The 13846-nt window shown below is 65.0% G+C and carries 14 protein-coding genes; 10 read left to right on the top strand and 4 right to left on the bottom strand.

What is annotated here, in order from left to right:
* The first annotated feature begins 131 nt into the window (after nucleotides 1–131).
* The 3 genes from M0D43_RS10215 to M0D43_RS10205 all read left to right on the top strand — a co-directional run bounded on the left by M0D43_RS10215 (nucleotide 132) and on the right by M0D43_RS10205 (nucleotide 2938).
* Nucleotides 132–884, top strand: a complete 753-nt coding sequence (locus M0D43_RS10215; protein ID WP_252164529.1) for a hypothetical protein — start codon at nucleotides 132–134, stop codon at nucleotides 882–884.
* A gap of 102 nt (nucleotides 885–986) precedes the next feature.
* The gene (locus tag M0D43_RS10210) at nucleotides 987–1610 is read left to right on the top strand and encodes a hypothetical protein (RefSeq protein WP_252164528.1); all 624 of its coding nucleotides are present in this window, start codon (nucleotides 987–989) and stop codon (nucleotides 1608–1610) included.
* Between the two features lie 104 nt (nucleotides 1611–1714).
* Nucleotides 1715–2938, top strand: a complete 1224-nt coding sequence (locus M0D43_RS10205) for an MFS transporter (protein ID WP_252164527.1) — start codon at nucleotides 1715–1717, stop codon at nucleotides 2936–2938.
* 339 nt (nucleotides 2939–3277) lie between these two features.
* On the opposite strand, the gene M0D43_RS10200 is transcribed toward M0D43_RS10205, so the two are convergent.
* Together M0D43_RS10200 and M0D43_RS10195 are read right to left on the bottom strand one after the other, a co-directional pair.
* Nucleotides 3278–3754 carry a tRNA (cytidine(34)-2'-O)-methyltransferase gene (locus M0D43_RS10200; protein WP_101364525.1) on the bottom strand — a complete coding sequence of 159 codons (477 nt, stop codon included), beginning with the start codon at nucleotides 3752–3754 and terminating at the stop codon, nucleotides 3278–3280.
* Nucleotides 3755–3780: 26 nt separating this feature from the next.
* The gene (locus M0D43_RS10195; protein WP_252164526.1) at nucleotides 3781–4242 is read right to left on the bottom strand and encodes an XAC0231 family protein; all 462 of its coding nucleotides are present in this window, start codon (nucleotides 4240–4242) and stop codon (nucleotides 3781–3783) included.
* Between the two features lie 386 nt (nucleotides 4243–4628).
* Here M0D43_RS10195 and M0D43_RS10190 point away from each other — a divergent pair, with 386 nt between their 5' ends.
* The 4 genes from M0D43_RS10190 to M0D43_RS10175 all read left to right on the top strand — a co-directional run bounded on the left by M0D43_RS10190 (nucleotide 4629) and on the right by M0D43_RS10175 (nucleotide 8421).
* Nucleotides 4629–4949, top strand: coding sequence for a DUF4156 domain-containing protein (locus tag M0D43_RS10190; protein WP_010370565.1), 321 nt, complete (start codon nucleotides 4629–4631; stop codon nucleotides 4947–4949).
* Nucleotides 4950–5050: 101 nt separating this feature from the next.
* Nucleotides 5051–6067, top strand: coding sequence for a 3-oxoacyl-ACP synthase III (locus M0D43_RS10185; protein ID WP_101364527.1), 1017 nt, complete (start codon nucleotides 5051–5053; stop codon nucleotides 6065–6067).
* 118 nt (nucleotides 6068–6185) lie between these two features.
* Nucleotides 6186–7349, top strand: a complete 1164-nt coding sequence (locus M0D43_RS10180) for a Fic family protein (protein ID WP_252164525.1) — start codon at nucleotides 6186–6188, stop codon at nucleotides 7347–7349.
* 169 nt (nucleotides 7350–7518) lie between these two features.
* The gene (locus M0D43_RS10175) at nucleotides 7519–8421 is read left to right on the top strand and encodes an alpha/beta fold hydrolase (RefSeq protein ID WP_260808183.1); all 903 of its coding nucleotides are present in this window, start codon (nucleotides 7519–7521) and stop codon (nucleotides 8419–8421) included.
* Nucleotides 8422–8566: 145 nt separating this feature from the next.
* Here M0D43_RS10175 and M0D43_RS10170 read toward each other — a convergent pair whose 3' ends face one another.
* Nucleotides 8567–8950: a YkgJ family cysteine cluster protein gene (locus M0D43_RS10170; RefSeq protein WP_252164524.1), complete on the bottom strand. Its 384-nt coding sequence runs from the start codon at nucleotides 8948–8950 to the stop codon at nucleotides 8567–8569.
* A 217-nt stretch (nucleotides 8951–9167) separates the two neighbouring features.
* Here M0D43_RS10170 and oleC point away from each other — a divergent pair, with 217 nt between their 5' ends.
* The 3 genes from oleC to M0D43_RS10155 all read left to right on the top strand — a co-directional run bounded on the left by oleC (nucleotide 9168) and on the right by M0D43_RS10155 (nucleotide 12120).
* Nucleotides 9168–10820, top strand: a complete 1653-nt coding sequence (gene oleC, locus M0D43_RS10165; protein WP_252164523.1) for an olefin beta-lactone synthetase — start codon at nucleotides 9168–9170, stop codon at nucleotides 10818–10820.
* A gap of 66 nt (nucleotides 10821–10886) precedes the next feature.
* On the top strand, nucleotides 10887–11897 hold the full coding sequence (oleD, locus tag M0D43_RS10160; protein ID WP_101364531.1) for a 2-alkyl-3-oxoalkanoate reductase: 1011 nt from the start codon (nucleotides 10887–10889) through the stop codon (nucleotides 11895–11897).
* 64 nt (nucleotides 11898–11961) lie between these two features.
* Nucleotides 11962–12120: a DUF1328 domain-containing protein gene (locus M0D43_RS10155; RefSeq protein WP_003468167.1), complete on the top strand. Its 159-nt coding sequence runs from the start codon at nucleotides 11962–11964 to the stop codon at nucleotides 12118–12120.
* 597 nt (nucleotides 12121–12717) lie between these two features.
* Here the strand turns inward: M0D43_RS10155 and ddlA are convergent.
* Nucleotides 12718–13821 (bottom strand): D-alanine--D-alanine ligase, encoded by a 1104-nt coding sequence (ddlA, locus tag M0D43_RS10150; RefSeq protein ID WP_252164522.1) that lies wholly within the window; start codon nucleotides 13819–13821, stop codon nucleotides 12718–12720.
* Nucleotides 13822–13846 lie beyond the last annotated feature (25 nt).

Raw genomic sequence — 13846 nt, 5'->3', positions numbered from 1 at the left:
CATGAAATGCAGACGTCTTCATCTCGACATTGGCCAATGAAATCCTTATTAAAACAAGTACTTGGTGATTGGCACGATTACTGCTTTGTCTCTGGTACGCGGCCCCTTCCCGCCGCGCTGGAGACATTCCCATGATGCGTCAGACCGTTCTTGCAATTGCCCTGGCCTGCACCATCGGTGCCGCCGCTGCACAAGTTGCCGCCCCGCCGCCGCCGCCGGCTCCCAATGGCCCGATCGGCGGCCCGCCGGCTCCGCCCACCCCCGTTGCGGCCACGCCGGTGAGCGTGAGCGGTACCGTGGAGCGTTTCATGCTCAACCCCAATGGCGACGTCGACGGCCTGTGGCTGCGCGATGGCACCCAGGTCGGGTTTCCGCCGCATTTGTCCACCGAAGTGAAGGCTGCGGTGCGTGCCGGCGACAGTGTCGTCGTGCAGGGCTTCCGCCTGGGCAATCTGCCGGTACTGCAGGTCAGTTCGATCCGCTCCGGCCGTAGCGGCCGCGAGGTGGTCGATCGCCCGCCCACCTTCGGCGCGCCGCCACCGCCGCCGCCGCCCCCGGGTCAGCTGACCCCGCTGCAGGCCGATGGCAAGATCCAGCGCCTGGTGTATGGGCCTGCTGGCGAGGTCAATGGTGCCCTGGTCAGCGATGGCACGGTGGTGCGGATGCCGCCGCATCTGGCGCTGCAGTTCGCCGATCTGTTGCGCGTCGGCGCGCCTCTGAGCGCCAGCGGTTTCGGCGTGGCCACCCCGGACGGTCGTGCGATCGAGGCCACCCAGCTGGGCCGCGACCGCTCTTCGCTGCGTGCATTGTTTACCGCACCGCGTCCGGACGGCCCGCTGCCGCCGCCCCCGCCGGGCGCTGCCGTCCCGCCGGCCGGTCGTTGAGTCGCACTGCACGTTTCTGGTTTGTTGGTTTCCTCCGCTGGCCACGCCCCCGCGTGGCCAGCGGCTTGATCGGCAGTGCCGGTCTTTTTTCGGAGTAACACCATGCATTGGGTCGACCCTGATTTCCTCCCCGCCACCCGCGGCACCCTGGCGCGTTTCCTGCTCAATCCCAAGGCCGATATCGATGGCCTGCTCCTCAACGACGGCACCGAAGTGCACACGCCGCCGCATCTGTCGGAGGCGCTGCTGAAGGCACTCAAGCCTGGCAGCGCGCTCACCGTGCGTGGGCTCAAGCCGCGTGACGTGGACATGCTGGTGGCGTTGGCGATCGATCCTGAAGGTGGCAAGCGCATCCTGGATGAAGGCCCGCATGGGCCGCATGCCAAGCCCAAACCCAAGCCGCCCGGCAAACCGCCCAAGTCGGAAGTCACCCAGCACAGCGGCACCATCACCCGGCTGCTGCACGGTCCGCACGGGCAGGTGCATGGCGTGCTGCTCGACGACGCGGTCACGGTGCGGTTTCCGCCGCACGCCGGTGGCGACTTCGCCAAACAGCTGGTGGTCGGCAAACCACTGGTGGCCGAAGGCGATACCAAGGCCACGCCGCACGGCGTGCTGATCCATGCCCATGCCTTGGGCGGCAAGGCGGCGACGCTGAAGCAGATCGAGCATCCGCCGCACGGGCCCGGGCACAAACCCAAACCCAAACCCAAACCCAAACACTAGGAGCCGGACATGCGGCCAACGCGCGCGGTTGAGATGCTCGCCCTCTGGTCTGCCACGCGCGCCGGTAGGCGCGCTGGCGTTACAACCGACAGTGGAGCATTGCCATGCCGATGACCAAGGCCAGGCCACGCGGTACGCGCGCGCTGGAAGCACTGCACTTCAGCGTGGCCGATGTGCAGGACGGGCTGGGGCCGTTCCTCAGCGTGTTCCTGCAATCCAAGGGCTGGTCGGTGGCGGCGATCGGCACGGTGATGAGCGTGGGCGGCATTGCCGGCATGCTCGCCACCACGCCGGCCGGCGCGCTGGTCGATGCCACCCGGCGCAAACGTGCCGTGGTGGTGATCGGCTGCCTGGCGATCCTGCTTGCCACCGCGTTGATCTGGCTGCAACCCACCTCTTCCGGCGTGGTCGTCGCGCAGATCGCCTCGGCGTTGGCGGCGGCCGGCATTGGCCCGGCATTGACCGGGATTACCTTGGGGTTGGTGCACGCGCACGGCTTCGACCATCAACTGGCGCGCAATCAGGTGGCCAACCATGCCGGCAATGTGCTGGCCGCGGTGCTGGCCGGCTGGTTGGGATGGCGCTACGGATTCGCTGCGGTGTTTCTGCTCACCGCGTTCTTCGGCGTCCTGGCGCTGGTGGCGGTGCTGGCGATTCCGGCTGCGGCCATCGACCACCGCGCAGCACGCGGCCTGGCAAGCAACAACGATGGCGATGCGCTCAGTGGCTGGCGCGTGTTGCTGACCTGCCGCCCGTTGGCGCTGCTGGCGGTCACGTTGGGGCTGTTTCATCTGGGTAATGCAGCGATGCTGCCGCTGTACGGCATGGCAATCGTGGCGGCGCATGCCGGCGACCCAAGTGCGTTGACCGCCACGACCATCGTGGTGGCACAGGCCACGATGGTCGTGGTCGCGCTGCTGGCGATGCGCTGGATCCGCGTGCACGGGCACTGGTGGGTCTTGCTGGTGGCCTTTATGGCCTTGCCATTGCGTGCGCTGGTGGCGGCCTCGGTGATCCATGGCTGGGGCGTATTTCCGGTGCAGATCCTCGATGGGCTCGGCGCAGGCCTGCAAAGCGTGGTGGTGCCGGCACTGGTCGCGCGGTTGTTGCAAGGCACCGGGCGCGTGAATGTCGGCCAGGGCGCAGTGATGACGGTGCAGGGTATCGGCGCGGCGCTGAGCCCGGCGTTCGGTGGCTGGCTGGCGCATGCCTTCGGTTACCGCACTGCGTTTCTGGCGTTGGGGGCGATTGCGTTGCTGGCGGTGGCCTTTTGGGCCGGCTGTCGCGGCATGTTGCAGGCGGCGACCGCTGTGCAGACGGTGGTGTAATCGCCGCGCAGTGGGCGCACGCGTGCGACGCGATTGATGTCTGTTGCGGCTGGCGCTCGATCGACTGCAATGCACTGGCGAGGATGCCCAAGTGCGATATGTGCAAGCTCGAGAGATGCCAGACAAGGCGCGCATCAAGCGTGCAGATAAGGCGGCACGCATGATCGCTTCAACGACCGCTGGCCGATGCGGTGTCTCTCGCCGTCGATCAAGCGCGGACGCAATAGATCGCCAGTGATCGTCAGACGTCTACGTGCCTCACTCAAGATCGCAACGGAAGCGTGGCAGTGCGGGCCCAATAGTGCGTGCGCCGCGGTGTCTCATTGCGTGCAAGCGTGCTTACTGGCCGCCAGCAAAATTCCACTGCCGCCAGGCTTCGAACACCATGACTGCCACGGTGTTGGACAGATTGAGGCTGCGGTTGTCCGGGCGCATCGGCAGACGGAGCCGGTGTTGCGGCGGAATCGACTCCAGCACCTCGGTCGGCAGGCCGCGGGTTTCCGGGCCGAACAAAAACGCATCGCCATCGGCGAACTGCGGTGTGTCGTAGCGCACCGTACTGCGGGTGCTCAGTGCAAACACGCGCTGGGGCGCGATTGCGGCCAGGGCGCTGGGCAGGTCGGCATGCACCTTGAGCGGTGCGTATTCGTGGTAGTCCAGGCCGGCGCGCTTGAGCTGCTTGTCGCTGAGGTCGAAGCCGAGCGGCTCGATCAGGTGCAGGCGCGCGCCGGTGTTGGCGCACAAGCGAATCACATTGCCCGTGTTGGGCGGAATTTCGGGCTGAAACAGGATGACATCGAGGACGGGTGCTGGCATGCGCGCAAGTGTAGCTGCGCGCGTGCTTAAAGGCCGATGGCGGCGTTGACCAGCGCTTCCAGCTCGGCCGGCGAGGGCTGCAGCTTCGGTGCCGGCAGGTTGACGATGACCTGGCCCATCAGCGCACCAATGGCGCCAGCTGCCTGGCTGGAGGCGGTCTGCGCGCTGGCGGCGGCGCTGCGCACGACCAGGTCGGCGCGCTGTTCTGCCGAAGGACGCACCTGCACCGCAGCCAGAGTGACGATACGCGGGCCGGCCTGTTCGGCAGCCAGCGCAGCCAGCTGTTCGACCGAAGGACGCACCTGCACGGCGGCCAGGGTGTGGATGTCGCTGTTGCGCTCCAGCGTCTGCTGGGCGATCTGGTCGGCGGCCGGGCGCACCTGCACGGTCTCCAGCGTGGTCAGGCTGGCGGCCTGGGCAAAACCGGTGAGGGTGGCGCCGGCGAACAGGGCGGCGGAGAGGGCGATGCGCAGGGTCTGGGTTTTCATGGCGAGATCTCTTGGTGTTGTTGGGAAGTGGTGTGGTAGTAATGTAGTACACCGTTTCGGTAGGAACAAGAACTTTCGTCGTTCTTTTTATTTTGTTCAGCTGAAAGTCAGTTTTTGGCGCTGTGGATGGTTGCGAGAGACATCACAGCAAACGGTGTGCCAATCAAAGATCCTTGTTTTTAAAGGGTTTTCAGGTTCGTAGCAGTGTCCGCGTCCGGACACCCGGACGCGCTGCAGGACGCCGGACATCGCAGCCAGACAGGCGTCCGCGCTCAAGGCATGGCAGTTCAGTGCGCTGAATGGGTGGATTGCGGCGACCGCCACGCGCCGAATCGTTGGCAGGCAACTACGGCACAATCCGGCTCTCCCCACAGGTGTGATGACTTATGCGCGTACTGATGCTGTCTGTTCTGGTTGCCACCACCACCGCGGCTTGCACCTGGGTGCCGATCGAACAAAGCGGCAAAAGCGTGCAGGTGCTGCCCGCAGGCCCTGTGCCAGCGGGATGTCAACAGCAGGGCGAAGTGGTGGTGACGGTCAAGAGCAAGGTCGGTTTCTACAACCGCAACCCGCTGCGCGTGCAGGAAGAGCTGGAAACACTGGCGCGCAACGAGGCGCCTGGTGCCAATGCCAATGCGGTGCAGGCACAAGGTCAGCCAGCCGATGGCAGCCAGCGTTTCAACGCCTTCCGCTGCCCGCCGCGCTGAACCGTTGGGCTGGGGCGCTGGCTATTCAAATGTAAAGATGCGGTAAAACCAGCCAGCGGCTAGACTAGCGCCCCCTCGCCTGACGCCATGGCGCTACTTCGATGCTCTTCCAGAATGTCTCCATTGCGGGACTGGCGCATGTTGATGCGCCGCACACGCTGACTTCCAAGGAAATCAACGAACGCCTGCAACCGACCTACGACCGCCTCGGGATCAAGACCGACGTGTTGGGCGACGTTGCCGGTATCCATGCACGGCGTTTGTGGGACCAGGATGTCCAGGCGTCCGACGCCGCCACCCAGGCCGCGCGCAAGGCGCTGATCGACGCCGGCATCGGCATCGAGAAGATCGGCCTGCTGGTCAACACCTCGGTGAGCCGCGACTACCTGGAACCGTCCACCGCTTCCATCGTCTCCGGCAACCTGGGGGTGAGCGACCACTGCGTCACCTTCGACGTGGCCAACGCCTGCCTGGCCTTCATCAACGGCATGGACATCGCCGCGCGCATGCTTGAGCGCGGCGAGATCGACTACGCGCTGGTCGTGGATGGCGAAACCGCCAACCTGGTTTACGAAAAGACCCTTGAGCGTATGACCTCGCCGGACGTCACCGAGGAAGAGTTCCGCAACGAACTCGCCGCGCTGACGCTGGGTTGCGGTGCAGCAGCCATGGTGATGGCGCGCACCGAGCTGGTCCCCGACGCCCCGCGCTACAAGGGCGGCGTGACCCGCTCGGCCACCGAGTGGAACAAGCTGTGCCGCGGCAACCTGGACCGCATGGTCACCGACACCCGGCTGCTGTTGATCGAAGGCATCAAGCTGGCGCAGAAGACCTTCCTGGCTGCACGCCAGGTGCTGGGCTGGGCGGTGGACGAGCTGGACCAGTTCGTCATCCACCAGGTCAGCCGCCCGCACACCGCCGCATTTGTGAAGTCGTTCGGTATCGACCCGGCCAAGGTCATGACCATCTTCGGCGAACACGGCAACATCGGCCCGGCTTCTGTGCCGATCGTGTTGAGCAAGCTCAAGGAACTGGGCCGCCTGAAGAAGGGCGACCGGATTGCGCTGCTGGGCATCGGTTCGGGCTTGAACTGCTCGATGGCGGAAGTGGTTTGGTGAGTGTTGCTGGCTCAGGCGCGGCATAAGCGTTGGTTGATGCCGCACTGAGTCGCCACTTAGGAAAGAAAGTGGTAGGAAAGTTTCCTTATTGGCCCGACCGCCGGTTGTAAGGAAAACGATGCCACATCGCACGACGGGTCATTACGTCTCCCGGGCCTTGGCCGCAAGCCGCTATCAGGCCTTTATCCCGGATCCGTTACCGCCACAGCCCGCCTTGGATTTCACCGCGGCCGAGCTGGTCGCGCGCAAAGAGCGCGCCGACCAGGCGCTGGGACGAGTGGACGGCCTCACACTGATGCTGCCCGATCCGGAACTGTTGCTGTATCAGTACGTGCGCAAGGAAGCATTGCTGTCGTCCCAGATCGAAGGAACGCAGTCTTCGCTGTCGGACCTGTTGTTGTTCGAAATGGACGCCGCGCCCGGTGTGCCCATCGACGATGTCGAAGAAGTCTCCAACTACGTTGCCGCGCTCAATCATGGACTTCGGCGCTTGCGCGAGGACGACTTTCCGCTGAGGCTGTTGCGCGAAGTGCATGCCTTGCTCCTGCAGGGCGGGCGCGGAGTTGGCGAACAGCCGGGAGAATTTCGCCGAAATCAGGTCTGGATCGGTGGCGCGTCGCCCGCACTGGCACAGTTCGTCCCGCCACCACCGGATGCATTGCCTGCAGCGCTGGCTGCGCTCGAACAGTTTCTGCACGCCTTGCCCGGGCAGATGCCGCCGTTGGTGAAGGCAGCGCGTGCGCATGTGCAATTTGAGACCATCCATCCCTTCAGCGATGGCAACGGGCGCCTGGGGCGCCTGCTGATCACCTTGATCCTGTGCGGCGAAGGTGTATTGCGCGCACCTAGCCTGTATCTGAGCCTGTACTTCAAACGTCGCCGTGCCGAGTATTACGACCGCCTCAATGCAGTCAGGACACGTGGCGATTGGGAAGGGTGGCTGGGCTTCTTTCTGGATGGCGTCGCGGAAACAGCGCAGCAGGCTGTCGATACGGCGCAGCGGCTGCTCGCGCTGTTGGCACGTGATCGCGCACGGATCACGGCGCTGGGTCAGCTTGCCGGCAACGTCGGGTTGGTGTTCGAGCACTTTGCACGCCGTGTCGTCTTGTCCGTGCCGCAGGTTGCGCCGCAGCTGTCGCTGAGCGCGCCGACCATTCGCGCGGCAATACGCACCCTTGAGCAACTGGACATCGTCAACGAACTCACCGGACAGCAGCGGCATCGCATCTTTGCGTACCAGGCCTACCTCAACATCCTCAGCGAAGGCGCGCAGCCGCTATGACTGATGTAACGTGCGCGCTCTGTTACGCCGCCGCCGGTGGGGTCGGCGTGTCACTGTCGTGGCCGAGCGTACCGGCCGCACGTCACCATATTCATGAGAGAGATCCCGCTGCATTTGCAGATGCTGCGACAGGGCGAATTGCCTTGGATTCAACACAGTCGAGAAATCAATGAACTACCCAGGCTACCCCTTCACCCCCAAACGCTTCGATGTGCGGCCCGGCGTTGCGATGTCGTATCTGGACGAAGGTCCGCGCGATGGCGAGGTGGTCGTGATGCTGCACGGCAATCCGTCGTGGAGCTATTTGTGGCGACATCTGGTCAGCGGTCTTTCCGATCGCTACCGCTGCATCGTGCCGGACCATATCGGCATGGGCCTGTCCGACAAGCCGGACGATGCGCCCGATGCGCAGCCGCGCTACGACTACACCCTGCAGTCGCGCGTCGACGATCTGGAGACCTTGTTGCGGCATCTAGGGATCGCCGGCCCGGTCACGCTGGCGGTGCACGACTGGGGCGGCATGATCGGGTTCGGCTGGGCGTTGTCGCATCATGCGCAGGTCAAACGGCTGGTGATCACCAACACGGCTGCGTTCCCGTTGCCGCCGGAAAAGCCGATGCCGTGGCAGATCGCGATGGGCCGCCATTGGCGACCGGGCGAGTGGTTCATCCGCACGTTCAATGCGTTTTCGTCCGGTGCTTCATGGTTTGGCGTGTCGCGCCGCATGCCGTCGGCCGTGCGCCGCGCCTATGTCGCGCCCTACGACAACTGGCGCAATCGCATCTCCACGATCCGTTTCATGCAGGACATTCCGCTGTCGCCGGCCGACAGGGGCTGGTCGTTGCTGGAGCGCTCCGCACAGGCCTTGCCGTCGTTTGCCGACCGCCCCGCGTTCATCGCCTGGGGCCTGCGCGATATCTGTTTCGACAAGCACTTTCTGGCCGGTTTTCGCCGCGCATTGCCGAACGCAGAAGTGACTGCATTCGAGGATGCCAATCACTACGTGCTGGAAGACAAGCACGAGGTGCTGGTGCCGGCGATTCGCGCGTTCCTGGAGCGTCATCCGCTTTAGCGCCTTGCCGGCAGTGGATGCGCGTTGGCCAAGCCGCGCTCAAGGACTGAAGTTCCTGTAGCTGATCCCGATGCAGCGCATCGGTCATGCCGGCAATGTGTCTGCTGACGTTGTTGCCAGACGACATGCGTGTTGCGCTAAGGCCTCACACCGCCGGCAGCGGATTGCGCTGCGCATCGTCCACGCCGATCCAATCGTCCTGCGTCAGCGCATGCAGGCCATGCGCCAGGCGCGACTTGTCGCATTGCGCACTGCGCTGCCCGAATTCCAGCGACGCCGGCACGGCGGCGCAGGAGGACGGGCGGCGGTCGTGGATGCTGCAACGGCTGTAGCGGCCAATGTCGGCATCCAGCGCAATGCAGCGCGGTTGCGATTGCGAGGTGCCGCGCATCACCCGCTCGTGCGTACGCAAGGAGTCGGTCAGTTCGATCGGTACCCTGCCGCCCAAAGCGGGATCGGCTTCGCTCCAGTGGAAACTGACGCGGAAATAGGCGCAGCAAGCGCCGCAGGTAAGGCAGGGGTGTGCCATGGATGCCGGGCCTGGCGCGGCGAAATCGCGTGGGGAGCGCGGCATTCTGACCGAACCGTGCCGCGATACAAGAGGCAGGAGGCCGCCGCCGCTAAGCGATTCATGCGTCGGCATCGCGGGGGCGCGTGCCCCGACGACGGCGCGCATCCGTCGCAAGTCCAGGTGGGCCCTGCGCGCAAGCGGCCGGCACCGTGAGTGCATGGGTGATAATACGGCGATGACTACTCTCTGCAATATCGCGGCCACCTTGCCGCAGCTGGCGCGCGAGCGCCCCGATCAGATCGCCATCCGCTGCCCCGGCCGCCGCGCCGCCAATGGGTTTGCCGCCTACGACGTGACCTTGAGCTATGCCGAACTGGATGCACGCAGCGATGCGATCGCCGCCGGCCTGGCCCTGCACGGCATCGGCCGTGGCGCGCGCGCGGTGGTGATGGTGCGGCCGTCGCCGGAATTCTTCCTGCTGATGTTTGCGTTGTTCAAGGCCGGTGCGGTGCCGGTGCTGGTCGATCCGGGCATCGACAAGCGCGCGCTCAAACAGTGTCTGGACGAGGCGCAGCCGCAGGCGTTCATCGGCATACCGCTTGCGCAACTGGCGCGCCGTTTGCTGCGCTGGGCGCGCTCTGCCAGGCAGATCGTCACCGTCGGCGGACGCTACGGCTGGGGCGGGGTGACGCTGGCGCGCGTGGAGCGCGATGGTGCCGGCGCCGGCAGCCAACTGGCCGATACCGCACCGGACGATGTCGCGGCGATCCTGTTCACCAGCGGCTCCACCGGCGTGCCCAAGGGCGTGGTCTACCGGCATCGGCATTTTGTCGGCCAGATCGAATTGCTGCGCAATGCGTTCAACATGCAGCCCGGCGGTGTGGATTTACCGACGTTTCCGCCATTCGCCTTGTTCGACCCGGCGCTGGGGCTGACTTCGGTGATTCCGGACATGGACCCGACGCGCCCGGGCAGCGCCGACCCGCGCAAGCTGCACGATGCGCTCAAGCGCTTCGGAGTGACGCAGTTGTTCGGTTCGCCGGCATTGATGCGCGTGCTGGCCGACTATGGGCAGCCGCTGCCCAACGTGCGCCTGGCGACGTCGGCAGGCGCACCGGTGCCGCCGGATGTGGTGGCCACCATCCGCGCACTGCTGCCGGCCGATGCGCAATTCTGGACTCCGTACGGCGCCACCGAATGTCTGCCGGTGGCGGCGATCGAAGGCCGCACCCTGGACGCAACGCGCACTGCCACCGAAGCCGGTGCCGGCACCTGTGTGGGGCAGGTGGTCGCACCCAATGAGGTGCGCATCATCGCCATCGACGATGCGGCCATTGCCGACTGGAGCGGCGTGCGCGTGCTGGCGGTGGGCGAGGTCGGCGAGATCACCGTCGCCGGACCCACCACCACCGACTCCTATTTCAACCGCGATGCCGCCACGCGGATCGCCAAGATCCGCGAGCGCAGCGACGATGGCAGCGAGCGCATCGTGCACCGCATGGGCGATGTGGGCTATTTCGATGCGGAGGGACGCTTGTGGTTCTGCGGGCGCAAGACCCATCGCGTGGAAACGGCCACCGGCCCGCTGTACACCGAGCAGGTGGAGCCGGTGTTCAACGTGCATCCCCAGGTGCGGCGTACGGCGCTGGTCGGTGTCGGCGCAGCCGGACAGCAGCAGCCGGTGCTGTGCGTGGAGTTGCAGCCGGGGGTGGCGGTGTCGGCGTTTGCGCAAGTCGAAACCGCCTTGCATGCGCTGGGCGCTGCGCATGCGCATACCGCCGGTATCACGCGCTTCCTGCGGCATCCGGGTTTTCCGGTCGACATCCGCCACAACGCCAAGATCGGCCGCGAGAAACTGGCGGTCTGGGCAGCGCAGCAGCGTGCATAAGCACATGCAGCGGTGCGCGCATCTCCGTGGTTCTTCCGTGTTTCCTCTTGTGATCGGTGTAAAGCGATGAAGATTCTGGTGACTGGCGGTGGTGGATTTCTTGGCCAGGCGTTGTGCCGCGGCTTGCGTGCGCGTGGGCACGAGGTGGTGAGTTTTCAGCGCGGCGATTACCCGGTGCTGCAGAGCCTGGGTGTGGGCCAGATCCGTGGCGACCTGGCCGACCCGCAGGCTGTGCGACATGCGTTCGACGGGATCGATGCGGTGTTTCACAACGCCGCCAAGGCCGGCGCCTGGGGCAGCTACGACAGCTATCACCAGGCCAATGTGGTGGGCACGCAGAACGTGCTCGACGCATGCCGCGCCAATGGCGTGCCGCGGTTGATCTACACCTCCACACCCAGCGTCACCCATCGCGCCACCAACCCGGTGGAGGGCCTGGGCGCCGACGAAGTGCCGTATGGCGAAGACCTGCGCGCCGCGTATGCGGCGACCAAGGCGATCGCCGAGCGTGCGGTACTGGCGGCCAACGATGCGCAGCTGGCCACCGTCGCGTTGCGTCCGCGGCTGATCTGGGGGCCGGGCGACAATCATCTGTTGCCGCGGCTGTCCGCGCGCGCGCGCGCCGGTCGCCTGCGCATGGTCGGCGATGGCAGCAACCTGGTGGACAGCACCTACATCGACAACGCCGCGCAGGCGCATTTCGATGCGTTCGAACACCTTGCAGTGGGGGCTGCCTGCGCAGGCAAGGCGTACTTCATTTCCAATGGCGAACCGCTGCCGATGCGCGAACTGCTCAATCGCTTGCTGGCTGCCGTCGATGCGCCGGCAGTCACGCGCTCGTTGTCGTTCAAGACCGCATATCGGATCGGAGCGGTCTGCGAAACGCTATGGCCACTGTTGCGTCTGCCAGGCGAAGTGCCGTTGACGCGGTTTCTGGTAGAACAGTTGTGCACGCCACATTGGTACAGCATGGAACCAGCGCGTCGCGACTTCGGCTATGTGCCGCGCATCAGCATCGAAGAAGGCCTGAAACGGCTGCGATCCTCATCTTCCAACGACATCGCCATCACCCGATAAAGACCGCCGGCTCTTCAGGATACGTCTGCGCCGATTCGGCACGACAACTTCTGGAACCCTTGCCATGCTGCATTACGCCATCATCTTTTTCGTCATCGCCATCATCGCCGCTGTGCTGGGCTTCAGCGGTATCGCCGGTGCGGCGACCAACATCGCCTGGATCCTGTTCGTGGTGTTCCTGATCCTGGCAGTGATCTCGATGTTCCGTCGCGGCAAGGTATAACGCTTAGCTGCGATACGTCACGGCAGCGGCGCTGCCGGTTGGCGCTCACAAGGCCCGCTTCTGCAAGGAAGCGGGCCTTGTGCGTGATGGCGGGAAATAAGCACCTTTTCGCGGATTACAGCGGTTCTTTTCCAGATGCTGCACCTGCTTGCCATTGGCTAGCATGGCATCGCAATCGGCGCAGAACCCAGCTGCCGATGCCGCGCCAGCGACGCGGGATTGGCAGGCATTGGATTGACCTCGCATACCAGCGACAGCTGTCCTGCAGCATGTACCTGATGGATGAGTTCGTCATACCGCTGCGTGGCGCGGCCGCGCCGACGTGCGTGTGCGGCAATGACGATGCGATCGACCTACACGAACCGCGCGAAGCGGTCGCCATCCAGGCGACATTCCTATTGGCATACGGTGCGTCTTGACCCAGCGCGAGCAATAGGCCGACAGCCGGTGCGGCAGTGCATGCGAGCCACGCGATCTGCAGCGAGGTCGTCAGGCCGTCTGTGTGGAGCAAGGACAGTTCGGTGGCATGCGTCGTGTTGAGTGCAAGCAATCCGGCGCGGTCGTGCGGTTGTACGGCGCGCAGCTGCAGTTGGGTGATCAGTGCGGGTCGACTGCGCTACGCAGTAATTGGTCGTCGGCATGCCGTTCCAGTGCCAGCTCGATCAACCGCGTGATCAGGCCGCGATAGTCCAGTCCGCTTGCCTGCCACAATTTCGGATACATGCTGATGCGCGTGAAGCCCGGCAGCGTGTTGACCTCGTTGAGCACGATGCGCCCATCGGCGCACAGAAAGACATCCACGCGCGCCATGCCTGCGCAGTCCAGCGCCTGATAGGCTTGCACCGCGATGTGCTGGATGCGCTGCTGGGTCTGCGCATCGATGTCAGCCGGAATCACGATCTCGGCTCCGTGGTCGCTGATGTATTTGGTCTGGTACGAATAGAACGCGTCGTGCACCACCACCTCGCCGCAGACGCTTGCTCGCGGCGCGGCATTGCCGAGCACGGCGCATTCGATTTCGCGCCCGGCAATGGCCGCTTCCACCAATACCTTATGGTCATAGGCCAATGCCAAGGCAAGTGCGGCGGCGAATTCGTCGGCCGTGCGTACCTGGCTGACCCCGACGGAAGATCCCTGGTTGGCCGGTTTGACGAACAGCGGCAAGCCCAACTGCGCGATCAACGCATCCACATCGGCCTGTGCGGCGGTGTGGCGGTTGAAGCAGACGAACGGTGCCACCTCCAGCCCGGCATCGCGCAACACGCGCTTGGCCATGTCCTTGTCCATCGCGACCGCCGAGCCGAGCACACCGGAGCCCACGAAGGGCAGGTTGGCCATGCGCAGCAGCCCCTGCAGCGAGCCGTCTTCCCCGAGTGTTCCGTGCACGATGGGAAACACGACATCGATTTGCGCCAGCGCCTGCTCCGGCTGGATGGGACGCAATTGCTGCTGTTGCGCGCCCGGTAGCAGTGCCACCCCGCGACCACTGCGATGCAGCGCAATGCGCGCCGGGTCGTCGGCATGGAGCAGGAAGCTGTCGGGGTCGTTGACGTGCCAGTGGCCTTGCTTGTCGATCCCGATCAGCACCGGCTCGAAGCGTTGCGGATCCAGCGCATCCAGGAGAGTGCGCGCCGATTGCAACGAGACCTCGTGCTCGGCCGATTTGCCGCCGAAGATGAGGCCGACCCGAATCTTGCGCATTGCCCGCTCCTGCCGTCGCGAATGG

Origin of the sequence: Xanthomonas prunicola, from assembly GCF_025266575.1 — a bacterium.
GTDB lineage: Bacteria > Pseudomonadota > Gammaproteobacteria > Xanthomonadales > Xanthomonadaceae > Xanthomonas > Xanthomonas prunicola.
Note: the sequence above shows the minus strand (reverse complement) of the source record. Positions and strands in the feature narration are given on the sequence as shown.

What these genes read in the sequence shown, in the direction of transcription:
- M0D43_RS10215 (WP_252164529.1), top strand. Translation starts at nt 132, where the DNA reads ATGATGCGTCAGACCGTTCTTGCAATTGCCCTGGCCTGCACCATCGGT.
- M0D43_RS10210 (WP_252164528.1), top strand. Translation starts at nt 987, where the DNA reads ATGCATTGGGTCGACCCTGATTTCCTCCCCGCCACCCGCGGCACCCTG.
- M0D43_RS10205 (WP_252164527.1), top strand. Translation starts at nt 1,715, where the DNA reads ATGCCGATGACCAAGGCCAGGCCACGCGGTACGCGCGCGCTGGAAGCA.
- M0D43_RS10200 (WP_101364525.1), bottom strand. Translation starts at nt 3,754, where the DNA reads ATGCCAGCACCCGTCCTCGATGTCATCCTGTTTCAGCCCGAAATTCCG.
- M0D43_RS10195 (WP_252164526.1), bottom strand. Translation starts at nt 4,242, where the DNA reads ATGAAAACCCAGACCCTGCGCATCGCCCTCTCCGCCGCCCTGTTCGCC.
- M0D43_RS10190 (WP_010370565.1), top strand. Translation starts at nt 4,629, where the DNA reads ATGCGCGTACTGATGCTGTCTGTTCTGGTTGCCACCACCACCGCGGCT.
- M0D43_RS10185 (WP_101364527.1), top strand. Translation starts at nt 5,051, where the DNA reads ATGCTCTTCCAGAATGTCTCCATTGCGGGACTGGCGCATGTTGATGCG.
- M0D43_RS10180 (WP_252164525.1), top strand. Translation starts at nt 6,186, where the DNA reads ATGCCACATCGCACGACGGGTCATTACGTCTCCCGGGCCTTGGCCGCA.
- M0D43_RS10175 (WP_260808183.1), top strand. Translation starts at nt 7,519, where the DNA reads ATGAACTACCCAGGCTACCCCTTCACCCCCAAACGCTTCGATGTGCGG.
- M0D43_RS10170 (WP_252164524.1), bottom strand. Translation starts at nt 8,950, where the DNA reads ATGGCACACCCCTGCCTTACCTGCGGCGCTTGCTGCGCCTATTTCCGC.
- oleC (WP_252164523.1), top strand. Translation starts at nt 9,168, where the DNA reads ATGACTACTCTCTGCAATATCGCGGCCACCTTGCCGCAGCTGGCGCGC.
- oleD (WP_101364531.1), top strand. Translation starts at nt 10,887, where the DNA reads ATGAAGATTCTGGTGACTGGCGGTGGTGGATTTCTTGGCCAGGCGTTG.
- M0D43_RS10155 (WP_003468167.1), top strand. Translation starts at nt 11,962, where the DNA reads ATGCTGCATTACGCCATCATCTTTTTCGTCATCGCCATCATCGCCGCT.
- ddlA (WP_252164522.1), bottom strand. Translation starts at nt 13,821, where the DNA reads ATGCGCAAGATTCGGGTCGGCCTCATCTTCGGCGGCAAATCGGCCGAG.